An 18,964-nucleotide genomic window follows, 5' to 3' on the forward strand; every position below is an offset into this window, starting at 1 on the left:
TAAAAATTCTATTTTTCAATTAAATCTAAAGCTTGTTTTAAGTCAGAGATTATATCTTCAGCAGTTTCAAGACCAACTGATAATCTTATTAATCCATCACTAATTCCAGCTGCTTCTCTTTCTTCTTTTGTATATGGTGAGTGAGTCATTGATGCTGGATGTTGAATTAATGTTTCAGTATCTCCTAAACTTACAGCAAGTGTTGCAAGTTTAACATTATTCATTACTGTTTTTCCTCCATCTACTCCACCCTTTACTTCAAAAGATATCATAGCACCTGGTAAATCCATTTGTTTCTTAGCTAAGTCATGATATTCAAAACTCTTAAGTCCTGGATAATAAACTTTTTCTACCATTGGATGACTTTCTAAGAATTCAGCTACTTGCATTGCATTTTCACAATGTTTCTTCATTCTAACTTCTAATGTTTTCATTCCTCTTATAATTAAGAAAGCATCGAATGCACTCATAACTGAGCCTGTCATATCTTTTATTCCTTGTAGTTTAACATTGTTTATAAAATCTTCTTTTCCTACTACAAATCCAGCAACAACATCTCCATGTCCATTTATGTATTTAGTTGCTGAATGAACTACTACATCTGCTCCATGTTCTAAAGGTCTTTGAATAAATGGAGTACAGAATGTATTATCTACAAAAACCAAACAGTCTTTTACTTTATGAGCAATCTTTGATATTTTTTCAATATCTGTTACTTTTAAAGTTGGGTTTGCAGGTGTTTCTAAATAAACTACTCTAGTATTTGGTCTAATAGCTTTTTTAACTTCTTCTTCATTACTAATATCTACAAAAGTTACATCTACTCCAAATTTTGTAATTCCATGATTTAATAATGCAAATGTACAACCATAAAGAGTGTCTGATGCAACTATATGATCTCCTGCCTTTAAAGCTGTCCATAATGCTGATGATATAGCTCCCATTCCTGAAGCTGTTGCAGCTGCAGCTTCTCCACCTTCTAATAAAGCTACCTTTTCTTCTAACTCTGCAACTGTTGGATTTCCTAATCTTGAATAAATATATCCTGTTTCTTCACCAGCAAATCTTCTTCCCCCTTGTTCTGCTGAATCAAATATAAAGGTTGATGTTTGACATATTGGTGTTGAAAGTGCTCCGTATAGACCATCTTTCTTATGTCCTCCGTGGATAGTTTTTGTTCCAAATCCTTTGTTCTTCATACAATCTTTACTCATAAACTTAATCCCCCTTAGATTTTTTTAATTACATTAATTTTTTAATCTAATTTCTCACTTATATACTTAGCATTTATTATGCCAATTATTTCACAGTTTATGAAAACTTTATCTAGCAAGGATTTTATTCTTAAAAATTTTTAATATGTAAAATTTTTTATCCATTATATTAGTTTTTTGTGTAAAAATAATTTACGAGTGTAAATTATTCTTTCCACTCTATACAATATTTTTTAACTTTATTAATTACAGTAGTATGAGATACTCCAAGGGCAATTGCTGTTTTCCTAAAAGTTTTATTTTTCTTTAAAGCTCTTATAATTGCTTCTTTTTCATAAACCTCAATTATATTCTTTAATTTTAAGTTATCATCAATTTTTTTAAATTCCATTAAATTATTGCTGTTTTCTTTATTTAAATTCTTATTAAAATGTATTATAAAATGTTCTTCCTTTAAAAAATCTTCATTACATAAATTCATACTTCTTTCTATTATATTTTCTAATTCTCTAATATTACCAGGCCAAGTGTATGCCAAAAGTTTATTTATAAATTCAATGTCAGCACCTAGAATATGTTTGTTTAACTTTTTATTTAATTTATTTATAAAAAATGTAACTAAATTAGGAATATCTTCTATATGTTCTCTTAATGGTGGAATAAATATAGGTATTACATTTAATCTATAATATAAATCTTCTCTAAATTCCCCCTCCTTCACCATGTCTTCTAAATTCCTATTTGTTGCACAAACAATTCTAACATCAACTTTTTCTTCTATATTGCTTCCTATTCTTCTTACAACACCTTCCTGTAAAACTCTTAATATTTTTGCTTGCATAAGTAATGGAAGTTCACCAATTTCATCTAAAAATAAAGTACCTCCATCTGCTTCTTTAAAAAGACCATCTTTACTTTTAATTGCTCCTGTAAAGCTCCCCTTTTCATAACCAAACAGTTCACTTTCAATTAAATTACTAGGAATTGCAGCACAGTTTATAGGAACAAACTTTTTATTTTTTCTATCACTAAACTTATGAATTGCCTTTGCAAATAGCTCTTTTCCTGTTCCACTCTCCCCTCTTAACATTATTGTAGAATTATTTTTAGATACAGCTTTAATTATTTCCTTTACTCTTTCCATACTTGGACTACTTCCAATAATATCTTTAAATACTCCATTATCTGAATCTGAAACAACATCTACAATCTCCATTGCCTTTTTAAAATCTCTTATTGAAGCTACTGCTCCAATAGTTTTGTTACTATCATCTTTTATTGGTACTCCTGCAATTAAATACCTATTATCTTCTTTATTATTTTTTAATTTCATTTCTATGTTATAATATCTACCACCATTATTAAGTAATTTTATAATTGATTTATCTTTTATTACTTTATTTAAATTTTCTCCCAATACATCTTCTTTTTTTATATTAAATACATCTTCACAATAGCGATTAAATATTTCAATTTCTGAATTTCTATTAATATACATTATTCCATCATCTATAGCATCAATAATTGCAAGAAGTTTTTTTTCATTTTTTTCATATTCTAATAGTTCAATAGTGCTTACCTTTTTTATTCCTTTTATTTTAAATAGCTCATTAATTAAAAAATTAATTTTACTCCTATATAACTCCTTCATTTTTACAAAAACCTTTTCAGAAAATACTTCTAGTGCAATAATATCTATATCAAATTTATAAAATTGCTTTAATATATCTAAAGTTATACCAAGTCTGTCTTCTGTTACAATTTCAAATCTAATATACTTTTTCATAATGTTCTCCTTTGCTAAATATTATTTAGTAATATTACTTTTATTATAATACAAATTTTTCTAATAAAAATGTAAAAAGTGTTAGAAAAAAACTATATTTTTCTAACACTTTTAATTAAATTTAATAAATCTATCTATATTTAATTTTCAAAACAAATTTTGTTCCTTCATTTAATTTAGAATAAACTTTTATTGTTCCTCCAAAACTTTTAACTATATGCTTAACTATTGCAAGACCTAAACCTGTACCGCCACTCTTTCTTGCTTTATCTACTCTATAGAATCTTTCGAATATTCTTGGTATATCTTCATCCGGTATTCCTATTCCATTATCTTCAACTTCAAATGTATAATAACCATTAAAAGAATAACTTCTAACATTAACAATTGAACCTTCATTTGAATATTTTATGGCATTTTCTATTATATTAATAGCAACTTGAAAAAATTTATCTTTTTGTCCTAATATATAGTTTGCATTTTCTTTATGAAAATATATTTTAATATCTTTTTTTATTGCCTGATCATTTAGTATATTAACTACATCATCAATTATATCATCTGGTAAAAATTCTTCCATTTCTTCAACTACAGAACTTTCTAAATTAGATAAAACTAATATGTCATTTATAAGCCTTGTAAGTCTAACAGATTCTTTATCTATTATATCTAAAAACTTCAATTTAGTTTTCTCATCATCAACATACCTCAAAGTCTCAGCAAATCCTTTAATTGATGTAAGAGGGGTTTTAAGTTCGTGTGAAACATTCGCAACAAATTGAGTTCTTATATTTTCTAATCTTTTCATTTCTGTTATATCCTGAATAGCAATGACACGACCAATTCTTTTATATCCCTTAATTATATATGCTCTTTTTATTTTTAAAAATCTTTCAACTGGATTTTTAATTTTAACTTCAACTTCCTTGTCGCTTTCATCTTGTAAAATATTTTTTATATTTTTTTCTTTAATACAATCAATTAAATATTTTCCTGTTACATCAAAATTTATGCCAAATATAATCTGTGCATAAGGATTAATTGTAATTATTCTATTATCATTATCTACAGCAATTACTCCACTTTGCATACAATTTAAAATAGATTCCAAACCACTTTGTTTATCTAAAACTTCATTTATTTTGCTTTGAAGCTGATCTGCCATATTATTAAAGGTTTTCCCAAGCTGACCAAGTTCATCATTAGATGAAATATTAACTCTAGTTTGAAGATTTCCATTAGCTATTTTCGATGTAACACTTTCTAAATGTTTAACTGGATCTACTATTATTCTTACAAGTTTAAAAGCTAAAGCTATTGAAAAAATTAAAACCATAATACTTGCAACTATGTAATATTTCATATTTCCTTCATAAAATATTTTTATTGTAGATTCTGGTACACCACTTCTTATTATTGTGCCATCTTTAAATTTTGTTGCACAATAAATCATATCAGTATTTAGGGTGTTACTATACCTATCTGCATATCCAATACCTTTTATTTTAGCCTTTTTTATTTCTTCCCTTTCATTATGATTTTTATAATCACCTTCTTCTAGAGAATCAAATATTACTTTTCCATGTTTATTTATTATGCTAAATCTTATGTTTGTATTATTTATCTTAAGCTTATTTAAATCTTCTTTGCTTATACTTTTCCAATTTGCAACTATTTCATTGTAATTTTTTAATATATTTCTTGTGTTTTGGATTTCTTGCATACTTGATAATGCCATAAAAGAAGATGTTATTATTACAAGGGCAAATATTACTGTAATTATTACTGAAGTTATAATTTTCTTTTTCATAACATTTACCCGTTAAATCTATATCCTACTCCTCTTATAGTTTCAATAAGCTTTGGATTCTTATCATCTTCTTCTATTTTCTTTCTTAAATATCTTATATGAACATCTACAGTTCTAGTTTCTCCAATATATTCATATCCCCAAATTTTATCTAATAAAATTTCTCTTCTTAATATTTTTCCTCTATTTCTAATTAATATTCCTAAAAGTTCAAATTCCTTTAAAGTAACATCAATTTTTTTATTATTAATTAAAACTTCATGTCTTTCAAAATCTATTTTGAATCTTCCATTTTCATAATAAAGTTCTTCTTTGTCCACCTTTAAAATTGAACTTCTTCTAAGAACTGCTTTAATTCTTGCTAAAAGTTCTCTAATTGAAAAAGGTTTTGTTATATAATCATCTGCTCCAAGTTCTAGACCTAATATTTTGTCAAGTTCTTCTCCCTTTGCTGTAAGCATTATTATGGCAGTATTACTAGTTTCTTTATCTTTTTTTATTTCCTTACATACATCGAAACCATCCATTCCAGGAATCATTAAATCTAATAAAACTAATGCTGGCTTTTCTTCTTTTGCAATTTTTAAGGCATCTATTCCATTATTTGCTGTAACAACTTCATATCCTGCATTTTTAACATTAAATTTTATCAATTCTAATATATGTTCCTCATCATCAACTATTAAAATTTTATCTTTTGCCAAAATATTACCCCCTTTATTTTAATATTACAAATGAAAATAATCTTCCATAAGACCCTGATGACTTTCTATATGAATGAAGCTTTATTTTTTCTTCACAATAAGTACATAGGTCTAATTTATAAATGTTGCTGTCTAAAATTCCACTATCTATTGCATCTTTTTCAATACAAATTTCTAAATTTAAATTTCTTCCTTTAAATAATATATTTTTATCTATATCTTTTTCCTTTAAAAACTTTTCTTTTAGTTCTTCAGATACCTCATAACAACATTTTCTTATATGAGCTCCTATATAAACTTTTGTATTTTCATGATTAACTCCATATAAATCTCTCATTTTTTCTAAAGCTTTTTTTGTAATTGAATTAAAAGTACCTTTCCATCCACTATGAACTGCACCTATTACTCCACTTTCTTCATTTACAATAATTACTGGAACACAATCAGCAGTAAATACTCCTATTGCAACATTTCTTTTATTTGTTATTATTCCATCCCCATCATTTTCAATAAAATTTTCTTCTCCATCATATTCTAAAACTTTATCTGAATGAATTTGATTTAAGTAAATTACTTCATCTACTAAGAAATCTTCTTTTATACTATTTAATGCTTTAATTCCATCTTCTGTATATCTATTAAAACTTCTATTTTCTTTTGCTGTTGAAAAAACTATTTTTGATTTATTTTTATCTAAAACTAAAAAATCTCTTTTTTCATTAAAATCTTCTATATTGATAATATTCATAATATCCTCCCTATCTTTTAATATTATTTTAACATTTAATACATATATTATCTATTAAACAAATAGTTTTTTACTTAACTTTAACTTAAAAAGCATTTTAATTCTTTTCATTAGAATTAAAATGCCTATTATTATTTCATTAATCTATTTATTTCCTCCATAAAGGTATTAATATCTTTAAATTGTCTGTAAACAGATGCAAATCTTACATATGAAACTTCATCAATTTCTTTTAGTCTTTCCATTACCATTTCTCCTATGTAATTAGATTGAACTTCTGTCATCATTTTATTTGATATAGTCTTTTCTATATCCTCAGCAATATCTTCTATTTGCTTTCTAGAAATAGGTCTTTTTTGACAAGCTATAATTAAACCATTTACAATCTTCTCTTTGTTAAAATTTTCTCTAGTTGAATCCTTTTTTATGACTAATATTGGAATATCTTCTACCTTTTCATATGTTGTATATCTCTTATTACAATTTAAACATTCTCTTCTTCTTCTTATTGTAGTATTATCATCTGTTGATCTTGAATCAACTACTTTACTTTCTTGAAAAGAACAAAAAGGGCATTTCATAAAGCATTCCCACCTTTCTGTACATTACCTTATCCTATATGGTTATTATACATATTTTTTACATTCCTGACTAGATATTATTATAAATATTCTACTTTCCGGTAATTATATTAACATCGTCTAATGAAACTAATATAACATCTACTCCAATTTTCTCTATATTTTTCCATGGAATTTCTATTTCTTCTCCTTTTCCAAACCAACTCTTTACTTCTCCTGGAATTATTAAAGATTCAACTTTATCTTCTTCACAATCAAGTTTAATATCAGCTATAAATCCTAATTTCCTTCCTGTATTTATATCTATTATCTCCATATTTCTCATTGAATTAATTGAATGTAAACTCTCTTCCATACATACCTCTCCCTTCTATATTTTAATTTATATTCTAAAATATATTTATTTATTAATATTTATGTATAGAAAAAGAACTCTCTAGGAGTTCTTTTTCTATACATACTTTCTCATGTGTTTAAGTGCTGTCTTTTCTAATCTAGATACTTGTGCCTGTGATATCCCAATTTCATCTGCTACTTCCATTTGTGTTCTTCCTTTAAAAAACCTAAGATTTAATATTAATTTTTCTCTATCTGTTAATCTTTTCATAGCTTCATTTATTGATATATTCTCTAGCCAATTCTCATCAGTATTTTTTGAATCGCTAATTTGATCCATAACATATATTGCATCTCCACCATCATGATATATAGGCTCAAATAAAGAAACTGGATCCTGAATTGCATCTAATGCAAAAACAACATCTTCCCTAGGAAGTTCTAATTCCTTTGCTATTTGAGAAATATTTGGCTCTTTATTATTATTTTTAACTAATTTATCTCTTACTAATAATGCTTTATAAGCTATGTCTCTTAAAGATCTACTAACTCTTATTGAATTGTTATCTCTTAAATATCTCCTTATTTCTCCTATTATCATTGGAACTGCATAGGTTGAAAACTTAACATTTTGAGATAAATCAAAATTATCTATAGCTTTCATAAGTCCAATACACCCAACTTGAAATAAATCATCTACGTTTTCGCCTCTATTATTAAATCTTTGAATTACACTTAAAACTAATCTTAAATTACCTTTTATAAAGGTTTCCCTTGCACCGCTATCTCCAGATTGCATCTTTAATAAAAGTTCTCTTTTCTCCTTTTCCTTAAGTATAGGAAGTTTTGCAGTGTTTACTCCACATATTTCAACTTTATTAATGATCAAAATCATCAGCTCCTTAGAAGTTATGTCATCACAATAAGAAGTATTTCCTTATAAGAAAAGTTTTATACTAAAGACAACCTAAACCATTTTACTTATTTCTTTCTTAAGTCTATTTATTATTTTTTTTTCTAATCTTGATATATAAGATTGAGATATTCCTAATATGTCAGCTACTTCCTTTTGTGTCTTTTCGTTTTTCCCATTTAATCCAAATCTTAATTTTACAATTTCCTTTTCTCTTTCATTTAAATTTTTTAATGCAATAAATAATAATTGCTTGTCTACTTCATCTTCAATTAAGTTGTAAACTTCATCATTTTCTGTTCCTAATATATCAGATAAAAGCAACTCATTCCCATCCCAATCTATATTTAAAGGTTCATAAAATGATATTTCTGCTTTAATTTTATTATTTCTTCTTAAATACATAAGTATTTCATTTTCAATACATCTTGATGCATAAGTTGCAAGTTTTATTTTTTTCTCAGGATTGAATGTATTTACAGCTTTTATTAGCCCTATTGTTCCAACTGAAATTAAATCCTCAACGTATACTCCAGTATTCTCAAATTTTCTTGCTATATAAACAACTAATCTTAAATTTCTTTCTATTAATATGCTTCTTACACTTTCATCTTTATCTTTCAACTTATTTACTAATTCTTCTTCCTCATCTTTAGATAATGGAGGTGGAAGTGCATCGTTTCCTCCTACATAATGAAGTTTTTTCCTAAATAGCCCTAATTTTTCTAATATTCTGTTTAATAAAATTTGTATACTTCCCATAAAATCCTCCTTATATTACCCCTCTTGATAATAATGCATTAAATTCATTGTCCCTACTTAAAGTATCTTTACAAGGACATAATATTGCATCTATTTCTCTAAATAATTCTCCACTTTTCCTAAGCTTAATATTATTAACCTTAAATCCTTTTAAGCTACCATTATATCCAATAGCACTATATGGAATATAAAGTGCACCCTCACTATTAATATCTAACTCCTTTAAATAAGCCTCTTCCACTAAAATACAAGGTAAATTAGTAATTGGTTCTCTTAACTCATTACCAGAATCTAAAAATCCTTTTACTGATATTTCTGTACCTTTAAATCTTATTTCAATATCATAAAAAAAATCTCTTATAATATTTTTTTCTCTAATATAACTTGTAGTTCTTTCTAGAAAAATAAAAATAATTCCCGCTGATAAAATTAAATATTTAATATTGAAATTATTTATAACGATTCCATTTTTAATTGAATATTCTTTAGTTAATATAGCAAATTTAAAACAAATTCCACTTAATAAAAAAGATGCAGATATAAACATAAGCCAACTTTTTAAAACATTACTTATTTTTTTATTATGAATTGGAATATAAACTAAAATTAATGAAACTATAATTTGAAATACATTATTAGATAAAAAATTTAATTCATTAAAAATCATAGTTAAAGTATATAGAGCCCCTATAAATGCTGAGAATATACATTTTTTAAAAGAATATCTTTCTCTAATTACTTTATATGATATTATTAATAAAAATAAATTAACTACCAAATTTTCAATTATTAAAACATCTACATATATATTCACACTCATACCCCCTAAGAAAATTATATAACTATATTCTTTAAAATTTTGTCATATTAATTGTTATAAATCATAGTTTTATACTAATTTTTTTTACATTTAATTACACTAAAATATGTTTTTATTTTTTTATTACTTTTTATTGATATTTAAATTTATAATTCATCTTTTAAGTTTTTTTGCATAAAAAAAAGACTCATATTTAATAAACTATTTTAGTTTATTAATACAAGTCTTTAATATTAAACTTTTTTTATTTTCTAATTAAATTTAGGCATATCATAAACGAAATCATTTTTTCCAGAATACATACCTCTCATTCCATGCATTAAATCTCCTATTTCTTTAGCATACCATGGAGTTGTAGCATATTGATGCCAAATTAAATCAACATTAGGAATAAATCTCATTTTATAAAGTGTATTTTGCTTATAAGTTGAACTATTTATATAATTATCTGATACAAATTTTGCAGCTCCTTCTATTGCCTTATCAACACTTGTCCAACCATGAGTATAAGCATATGTTGTTCCAAGTATTAGCGCCCTATTAGGGAAAGCTTTTGAATTATCATAAGCACCTATTCCAAATAAATTATATACTGTTACAGGTTTATCTAATTTTATCATTTCATAACCAATTAATTCACCTTTACTGTTTTTTATTTCTTTATTTGGATTTGCTATTTCAGTTATTTTAACACCCATAGCTAGTTTGCTTTTTCCATGACCTGTTTCATGAATTGATTGTGCAATAAAATATATTGGATCTATGTCAAACTTTTTACAAGCATCAACAAATCCTTTAGCATGTCCAGCTAAAATACCAGAATTACTTAAATAACTATTTAATTTACTTACACTAACATTTCTAAATTCATCTAATCTTAAAAATTGTTCTATATTACTTGCTTTATTAGGATTAATATATTTTTCAAAGTAATCATAACTATATGAAGAAACCCTTTTTTGTTGTAACTTTATATAAGAACTCATTGACATATGATAATTTGTATGAATGCTAGTTCCATTATCAGGAGTAATATTATTATTTATGTCACCTTCTGAAACCTTTTTTATATATTCTTTTGATGAATATCCTGTTATTCCAGCATCTTTTATTTTATAAAAGCCATTTTCTTCTCCTAATATTTCAACTATTTCTCCATTTCTTAAGTTACCTATTATCTTAGAATTTGTACTTGGCTTTTCTCTAATTCTAAGTTCACTACTTACATTAACTCTTCCATATTTTTTTGTTGATTCTGGTTTTACATTTGGTTTACTATCAGGCTTGTTATTAGGTTTTTCATCCTTTGAATAAAATTTTACATAATCTTCACTTACATATCCTTGTAAACTTCCTTTTTTTATTTTATACCATGATCCTTCTTTTCCTAAAACATCAAAAGTATCTCCATTTACCATATATCCAGCTATTCCATAGTTTGTTCCTGGTCCTTTTCTTACTCTTAAGTTACTTGTGATATTTATAACCTTACCTGTTCCTTCGAATTTATTTGAAGGTTTTTCACTTGGTTTATTTTCCGGCTTACTACTTGGCTTGTTTTCTGGTTTGTTATTGTTTTCTTCAACTATTTTTACATACTCACCATATACATAACCATAGTCACCTTTATATTTTATTTTATACCATGAACCTACTTTTGAAACTACTTGTAGTTTTTCTCCATTTTTTAAGTATCCTATTGCTTTTGATTTTGTACTTGAATCTTTTCTTACTGTTAAACTACTAGTTATATTTACTACTTTTCCTGTTTTTATACTCTCTGAAGGTTTACTGCTTGGTTTATTTTCCGGCTGACTACTTGGCTTGTTTTCTGGTTTGTTATTGTTTTCTTCAACTATTTTTACATACTCACCATATACATAACCATAGCCGCCTTTATATTTTATTTTATACCATGAACCTACTTTTGAAACTACTTGTAGTTTTTCTCCATTTTTTAAGTATCCTATTGCTTTTGATTTTGTACTTGAATCTTTTCTTACTGTTAAACTACTAGTTATATTTACTACTTTTCCTGTTTTTATACTCTCTGAAGGTTTACTGCTTGGTTTATTTTCTGGCTTACTACTTGGCTTGTTTTCTGGTTTACTATTGTTTTCTTCAACTATTTTTACATACTCATCATATACATAACCATAGCCGCCTTTATATTTTATTTTATACCATGAACCTGCTTTTGAAACTACTTGTAGTTTTTCTCCATTTTTTAAGTATCCTATTGCCTTTGATTTTGTACTTGAATCTTTTCTTACTGTTAAACTAGTAGTTATATTTATTACCTTTCCTGTCTTTATACTTTCTGAAGGTTTACTGCTTGATTTATTTTCTGGCTTACTACTTGGCTTGTTTTCTGGTTTACTATTGTTTTCTTTAATTACTTTTACATACTCTCCGTAAACATAACCAACTTTTCCATCAACTTTTATTTTATACCATGAACCCTCTCTACCTAATATATCAAAAGTTTGTCCATTTCTAAGATATCCTATAGACTTACTTTTAGTTGATGCTTCTTTTCTTAAAGTTAAAACTGAAGTTATATTTACTACTTTTCCTTTTTCTACATCATTATTCAACTCTTTTACGTAGTCTTTATGAATGTATCCACTTTTCCCTTCATATTTAATTTTATACCATGAACCATCTCTACCTAATATATCAAAGATTTGTCCATTTCTAAGATATCCTATAATACTGTCACTTGTACTTGGTCCTTTTCTTACTCTTAAATTAGTATCTACATTTATTACTTTTCCTTTATGTGAACTGCTTTCTGCTGCAAAAGACCTAATATTATTTTTATTATTACGACTATGATTATCTGCAAATGCATTTGTATTATCTAAGAGTAATGAACTAGTAGCAGCTGCTACAACCAACAACATTGTTGTAATTTTCTTCTTATTCATACATATCTCCCCATATACTACATTATTTTTCTATTTTATTAATATTCCTTTTAATTTTACCATATTTTTTTATTCTATTAAACAGCTTCATTCTTTCTTTTTTCACATTTTCTTAATTTTTTTGTAACCTAAATGAACAAAAATAAAACCTTGAAATTTAACTTTCAAGGTTTTATTTTAAAATATATTTTAATTTGATCTTCTTGGTCTTCTTAAGAATGTAGGAATTGATAAGTCTTCTTCTGTGTAAGTAATTGTTGAACTTACAGTTTTATCTTCAGTTGTTGCAGCAACCTCTTCCTTAGGTGTTTCTATATTTTCTTCAGCCTTTTGTTTTATTTGAGGTTTAACATCAACTTTGGTAGTTTCCTTTGATGGAGCTCCAATTCCATCTGCTTCAAATCCTGTAGCAATAACTGTTATTCTTATCTCATCTTGTAAAGTTTCATCTATAACAGCACCAAATATTATGTTTGCATCAGCATCTGCTGCTTCTCTTACAACATCTGCTGCTTCATATACTTCTAAGGCTCCAAGATCTGAACCACCTGTAAAGTTAAGAATAACGCCTGTAGCTCCTTCAATTGAAGTTTCAAGTAATGGTGATGCAATTGCTTCCTTAACGGCATCAGAGGCTCTATTATCTCCTTTACCATGTCCAACACCCATATGAGCTAATCCTTTATCTAACATAACAGCTTTTATATCTGCAAAGTCTGCATTAACTACTCCTGGGATAGTTATTAAGTCTGAAATAGCTTGAACACCTTGTCTTAAAACATCATCAGCTAGTCTAAAAGAATCTAAAAGAGTTGTCTTTTTATCTGCCATAAATAATAATCTTTCATTCGGTATTATTACTAATGTATCAACTTTTTCTTTTAATTTAGCAATACCCATTTCAGCATGTCTCATTCTTCTCTTTCCTTCAAATGGGAAAGGTTTAGTTACAACACCTACAGTAAGTATTTCTAATGATTTTGCAATTTCAGCTACAACTGGTGCAGCACCAGTTCCAGTTCCACCACCCATACCAGCAGTTATAAATACCATATTAGCACCTTTAATAGCTGCTGTTATTTCCTCTCTACTTTCTTCTGCTGCCTTTTGTCCAATTTCTGGGTTTGCTCCAGCTCCTAGACCTTTAGTAAGCTTTTCTCCTATTTGAATTTTTTGATTAGCATGTGACAACATAAGTGCTTGTTTATCAGTATTTATAGCTATAAATTCTACATTTTTTAATCCTTCAACTATCATTCTGTTTACGGCGTTACTTCCTCCGCCTCCACAACCTATTACCTTTATATTAGTTAATTCTTGCATATCCACTTCAAAATCTAACAAAACAATTCCTCCTTTAGAAAATATCCTCTAGTAAACTTCTTAATTTTCCTATAATGCCTTTATTCTTTTTTTCTATTTTATCACTAGTATCACCTAGCACACACTCATGCTTTTTATCTATATCATTTAAATTTTCAAATCTTAAAGTATTATCTTTAACTTCATTTGTAAAATCTTCATATATTAATTCTACCCTATCGTGTACCTCTTTAACAATAGCTAAAGACGCAATATTTGAAAAACTTTGCATATTAAACTCATTTTTTGTAATTATATGAACATTTTCACCTATAATTTTATTTGATAATTCCTTTATATTTTCAAAATTTGTTAAAGAATCACTACATAAAATTATACTACAAAAATCCTTGTAATTACTAGTATTTTTTAACTTATTATTTACATAATTAAGTATTTCTTCAATTCTTGCTTCACAAACTTTATAAAAAAGTTCCTTATTAATTTTACTTCCCTCAAAAGAAATACTTTCTTCATCTTTTTGATTACAAATACTTTTATAAGTTGCACTATAATTACATTTAATTTTTTCAGCAACTTCATTAGAAATATCTGCACAAATAGTAAGATCATTTGTTATATTATTTCCACCTAATGGAATAAAATACACTTCTTTAACTACTCCATCTTCTAAAATTGCAACTTCTGTAGAAGATGCCCCACTTTCTATTAAGACTCTATTTCCTAGCTTTTCTTTAAATAAAAATATATTTTTAAGTGACATTATGTTAACTACAAAACCTTTAATTTGATATCTTGTACCTATACATAAATCGATATACCTTTTAATTATATTTTTCTTGCATACAATAATTGTGGCATTAACTACAAGCTTTTTCCCAATTAATTTTTCGGATAGATTAGATACTTTTTTATTATCTACATTATAATGGTTTATTACAATATCACATATTGCTTCATCTTCATTTAAAAAAATCTCTTTTTTTAATTTTGCTTTTACTTCATTTATATGTTTAGGTGTTACCTCACCATCTATATCCACTTCAACATTCTCTTCTTTAAGTTTAATATTTGAAGATGATATACCTATGTAAATTTCTCTAATTTCTCTATTTATATTTTTTTCTAATTTATCTAAAACTTCAAGAAATCTTTCTCGACACCTATAAATATCAACTATTTGTCCATTTTCAACGCCTTCTGAATAAACACAAGAACTTCCTAATATTTCAACTTCCTTTCCAATTGATGATATTCCACATGAAGCTGAAATTTTTTTAGTTCCTATATCTACAGCTGTAACTAAAAATTCTTGCATTTTTTAGCCCTCCCTCCTGTCAATTAATTTCTTCATACAATTTATATATTCAACATACATTTATAAATTCCTTTTTAAAATTTTCTAATATTAATATTTTAATAAAATCTTTATTTTATTATTGATTATCTTAATATTATCATTCTTTCTAGTACTTCTTTATCAATACAATATTCCATTGCATTTTCGTATGATATTTTTTCTTCTTTAACAAGCTCTGCAAGAGCCATATCCATAGTTTTCATACCATATTTGCTACCAGTTTGTATTGCAGATTCTATTTGATATGTTTTTCCTTCTCTAATTTGATTTTGTATACCAGAAGTCATAGTCATTATCTCTAAAGCTGCAACTCTTCCTTTGCCATCTTCAGTTTTAATAAGTTGCTGTGATATTACTCCTTGTATAACAGATGCAAGCTGAATTTTTATTTGTTGTTGTTGATAAGTTGGAAAAACATCAATGATTCTATCTATTGTCTTTGCAGCACCTATTGTATGTAATGTAGAAAAAACTAAATGTCCTGTCTCAGCTGCAGTTATAGCTATTTTTATTGTTTCAAGATCTCTCATTTCACCTATTAATATAATATCTGGATCTTCTCTTAAAATTCCTCTTAATGCATTTTCATAACTTTTAGTATCTCTTCCTATTTCTCTTTGACTTATTATAGACTTATTATGTTTATGAACATATTCTATTGGATCTTCTATTGTAATTATATTTTTGCTTCTTGTTAAATTAATTTCATTTATCATAGCTGCTAAAGTTGTACTTTTACCGCTTCCTGTAGGTCCTGTAACTAATACAAGCCCCCTTTGCTTTTTAGTCAAACCTTTAATAATATCTGGATATCCAAGTTCATCCAAAGTTGGAACCTTCAATTTTATTGATCTTAGTGCTATTGCATCTCCATTTTTTTCTTTAAATACATTTACTCTAAACCTTCCTTTTTCATTTAATGAATAAGTAGCATCAATTTCTCCTATATTTACATATTCTTCAAATTCATCTCCTAAAATTTCTTTTGCAAATTCTCTTACTAATTCTTTACTTAAATCTTCATTATTTAAAGGAATTAAATTACCATTTACTCTAACTATTGGTGGCATTCCAATAGTTAAATGTAAGTCTGATGCATCTAATTCTATTGTTTTTTCTAATAGTTCTTTTAATTTAATCATCTTTTTCCTCCATATTAATTATAAAATTTTATTTCTATAATAAATGAATAAATTCCTCTATTTTTATAGAGGAATTTAGAACAAGTTTAGTTACACTTTCCATATAAAACTTTTTGCAATTTCTTTAAAGCCTTTTTTTCTATTCTTGAAACATAAGATCTTGAAATATTAAGCTTTGCAGCAATTTCTCTTTGAGTTTTACTTTTCCCATCTTTAAGTCCATATCTCATGATAATTATATCATGTTCTCTCTCTGTAAGTATTTCTTCCATTTTTTTATATAATGCTTTTATCTGAAGATTATTTTCTACCTTTTCTAAAACTGAATCTTTCTCACTACTTAGAACATCTATTAAACAGATTTCGTTTCCTTCCCTATCGATTCCTATAGGATCTTGTAAATACACTTCCCCTTTTTGTTTTTTGTTGTTTCTAAATAGCATTAGTATTTCATTTTCTATACATCTAGATGCATATGTTGCAAGCCTTGTTCCCTTATCCACATCAAAAGAGTCTATTGCTTTAATAAGCCCAACTGTTCCAATAGATATTAATTCATCAACATCTTTATTTGGAAAAGAATACTTCTTTACAATATGAGCTACTAATCTTAAATTTCTTTCGATTAAAACACTTTTAGCCTTCTTATCTCCAGCCTTTAACTTTCTCAAATATTTTTCCTCTTCTTTTTCATCAAGGGGTGTTGGGAAAGTGTTATTGTTAGATATATACCCTGTTAAAAATACAGTATTACATAATAAATTAATAAAATTCGATAGTACTAACACTTTCATCCTCCTTATAGTGCTTAATACTATCATATGATTTTTTTATAAGAAACTTGCTTCAACTTATAAAAAATATAAATTTTTATAAAAAAATTATATTTTAATTATAGTAATTTTTTATTTTGATTTTAATTCTAATACAATATCTTTAAATATAGGTGCTGAAGTATTTCCTCCCCCTATATCTTCATTTTCCTTTTCAACTAGGTCAGGAATAAAAACTATCATTGTATATTCTTTATTCTCCATTGTAAAATATCCAACAAACCACCCATGAGTTGTGTTATTACTACTTGATGATGATCCAGTTTTTCCTCCCATATTCACTCCATCTACAAAGGCACTTTTTCCAGTTCCATTTAAAACTACTTGTTGCATTCCACTTTTAAGAATTTTGCTAGTTGTTTCTGTAAATAATTTTTCTTTTTTAGTATTATATTCTTTAATTACTTTATCTTCAGTATCTAATATTCCTTCTAATATATAAGGCTTTACATAAACTCCATTGTTAACAAAAGTATTAATAGCCCCTAACATCTGTATTGGAGATACATTAATTGATTGACCAATTGGAATAAGTGCCATTTTATTATTATTGGTAGGATCTTCATTTAAAGGCTTAACTCCTTTAGTTTCATTTCTTCCTTCTCCTTCTATTCCAATAACTCTTTTAAACAAACCTAATTTTTCACTATATTCCATAAGTTTTTCATACCCAACCTTCCGTCCTATAGCTCCAAAAACATCATTGCATGACTTTGTAAGTCCATCACTAATAGTAATATTTCCATGGACTCTTCCATTGCACATCTTCCCATTACAATTTACAGTATTATAAGGTGTTACTAGACCTTCTTCAAGCGCAGCCCCATAAGTTATTAATTTATATATTGAACCTGGCTCATACCCAATTCCCTCAATTCCTAAATTAATGTTAGCTTTACTTTCATTCTTTTGTACCAGTGATTTAATTTTACCACTTTCTTTTTCCATAATTATTACGCCAATATTATCATATTTTAAATATTTTTCATTTGATAAAACTTTTCTAATTTTATTTTCAAATTCCTTATCTATTGTTAGCTTTAAGTTTTTATTATTTTTATTAATATCTAGTTCACTTGTTGAGTAAATATTTTTCTCATCTAAATAAAATTTTTTTCTAGGAAGTTCATTATATTTTATGTTATTGTATATTTCTTCTTCTATAGACCCTTTTACAATATTTTTATCATTTATATTTGATAACATTCCATTAACTGACCACGCTTCCTTTTTATCAACATTATCTCTAATAAAAGTATAAACCCCTTTTAAATTCTTTAATTTTTTTATTTTATTATAAGTTTCTTCAGATATCGTATAATAAAGCTTTCCTTGACTTTTCATTACATCAACATAATTAAATGTATTATCTTCACCTTTCATAATAAAGTTCAAAGCCATTAAATCCTCTAGGGTTTCTCCATAATTGTTTAAACTAAAGGGTTTGGAATCTATTACAAGAACATAAGTCTTTTTATAATCTATTAAATCTTTACCATTTGTGTCTAAAAACATATATCTATTATCGCTTATACTTTCAGTTTGATGATTTTTATAATTGGCCTCAACTCTTTCTGTAGGATGTATATTTAAAAAATATAATCTTACTGACAAGGCAAAAAATATACTAATTAATAATCCTAATAAAATCTTACACCTATATAAATTTATTCTTTTCATAAAAAGGAAAAACACCTCCTCT

General features: G+C 26.4%; 16 protein-coding genes. All 16 read right to left on the bottom strand.

The annotated features are described in order from the left end of the window. Window positions 1-8: 8 nt before the first annotated feature. On the bottom strand, window positions 9-1,214 hold the full coding sequence (gene megL, locus J2Z53_RS00810) for a methionine gamma-lyase (protein WP_209795321.1): 1,206 nt from the start codon (window positions 1,212-1,214) through the stop codon (window positions 9-11). Between the two features lie 205 nt (window positions 1,215-1,419). Further along, a complete protein-coding gene (locus J2Z53_RS00815) occupies window positions 1,420-3,000 on the bottom strand; it encodes a sigma 54-interacting transcriptional regulator (RefSeq protein ID WP_209795322.1) in 1,581 nt (526 codons plus the stop codon). Between the two features lie 130 nt (window positions 3,001-3,130). Then, the gene (locus J2Z53_RS00820) at window positions 3,131-4,810 is read right to left on the bottom strand and encodes a sensor histidine kinase (RefSeq protein ID WP_209795323.1); all 1,680 of its coding nucleotides are present in this window, start codon (window positions 4,808-4,810) and stop codon (window positions 3,131-3,133) included. 5 nt (window positions 4,811-4,815) lie between these two features. Then, window positions 4,816-5,514, bottom strand: a complete 699-nt coding sequence (locus J2Z53_RS00825; protein WP_209795324.1) for a response regulator transcription factor — start codon at window positions 5,512-5,514, stop codon at window positions 4,816-4,818. Between the two features lie 13 nt (window positions 5,515-5,527). Then, window positions 5,528-6,262 carry a peptidoglycan editing factor PgeF gene (gene pgeF, locus J2Z53_RS00830; RefSeq protein ID WP_209795325.1) on the bottom strand — a complete coding sequence of 245 codons (735 nt, stop codon included), beginning with the start codon at window positions 6,260-6,262 and terminating at the stop codon, window positions 5,528-5,530. Window positions 6,263-6,393: 131 nt separating this feature from the next. Next, window positions 6,394-6,843: a transcriptional regulator NrdR gene (nrdR, locus tag J2Z53_RS00835; protein ID WP_209795326.1), complete on the bottom strand. Its 450-nt coding sequence runs from the start codon at window positions 6,841-6,843 to the stop codon at window positions 6,394-6,396. A gap of 91 nt (window positions 6,844-6,934) precedes the next feature. Next, window positions 6,935-7,198 (bottom strand): YlmC/YmxH family sporulation protein, encoded by a 264-nt coding sequence (locus J2Z53_RS00840; protein ID WP_209795327.1) that lies wholly within the window; start codon window positions 7,196-7,198, stop codon window positions 6,935-6,937. A 96-nt stretch (window positions 7,199-7,294) separates the two neighbouring features. Next, complete coding sequence (gene sigG / locus J2Z53_RS00845) at window positions 7,295-8,068, bottom strand: RNA polymerase sporulation sigma factor SigG (RefSeq protein ID WP_209795328.1); 774 nt, start codon at window positions 8,066-8,068, stop codon at window positions 7,295-7,297. 78 nt (window positions 8,069-8,146) lie between these two features. Next, complete coding sequence (gene sigE / locus J2Z53_RS00850; RefSeq protein ID WP_209795329.1) at window positions 8,147-8,854, bottom strand: RNA polymerase sporulation sigma factor SigE; 708 nt, start codon at window positions 8,852-8,854, stop codon at window positions 8,147-8,149. Window positions 8,855-8,864: 10 nt separating this feature from the next. Then, on the bottom strand, window positions 8,865-9,668 hold the full coding sequence (locus J2Z53_RS00855; protein WP_209795330.1) for a sigma-E processing peptidase SpoIIGA: 804 nt from the start codon (window positions 9,666-9,668) through the stop codon (window positions 8,865-8,867). A 257-nt stretch (window positions 9,669-9,925) separates the two neighbouring features. After that, window positions 9,926-12,604, bottom strand: a complete 2,679-nt coding sequence (locus J2Z53_RS00860) for an SH3 domain-containing protein (protein WP_209795331.1) — start codon at window positions 12,602-12,604, stop codon at window positions 9,926-9,928. A 189-nt stretch (window positions 12,605-12,793) separates the two neighbouring features. Beyond that, a complete protein-coding gene (ftsZ, locus tag J2Z53_RS00865) occupies window positions 12,794-13,948 on the bottom strand; it encodes a cell division protein FtsZ (RefSeq protein WP_209795332.1) in 1,155 nt (384 codons plus the stop codon). Between the two features lie 13 nt (window positions 13,949-13,961). Beyond that, entirely contained in the window at window positions 13,962-15,245 is a 1,284-nt protein-coding gene (locus J2Z53_RS00870; protein WP_209795333.1) for a cell division FtsA domain-containing protein, read from the bottom strand. A gap of 125 nt (window positions 15,246-15,370) precedes the next feature. Further along, on the bottom strand, window positions 15,371-16,429 hold the full coding sequence (locus J2Z53_RS00875) for a type IV pilus twitching motility protein PilT (RefSeq protein WP_209795334.1): 1,059 nt from the start codon (window positions 16,427-16,429) through the stop codon (window positions 15,371-15,373). Window positions 16,430-16,515: 86 nt separating this feature from the next. Beyond that, window positions 16,516-17,217 carry an RNA polymerase sporulation sigma factor SigK gene (gene sigK / locus J2Z53_RS00880; RefSeq protein ID WP_209795814.1) on the bottom strand — a complete coding sequence of 234 codons (702 nt, stop codon included), beginning with the start codon at window positions 17,215-17,217 and terminating at the stop codon, window positions 16,516-16,518. A gap of 117 nt (window positions 17,218-17,334) precedes the next feature. After that, the gene (locus J2Z53_RS00885) at window positions 17,335-18,942 is read right to left on the bottom strand and encodes a penicillin-binding transpeptidase domain-containing protein (RefSeq protein ID WP_209795335.1); all 1,608 of its coding nucleotides are present in this window, start codon (window positions 18,940-18,942) and stop codon (window positions 17,335-17,337) included. Window positions 18,943-18,964 lie beyond the last annotated feature (22 nt).

This window comes from Clostridium moniliforme, from assembly GCF_017873235.1.
Taxonomy (GTDB): Bacteria; Bacillota; Clostridia; order Clostridiales; family Clostridiaceae; genus Clostridium; species Clostridium moniliforme.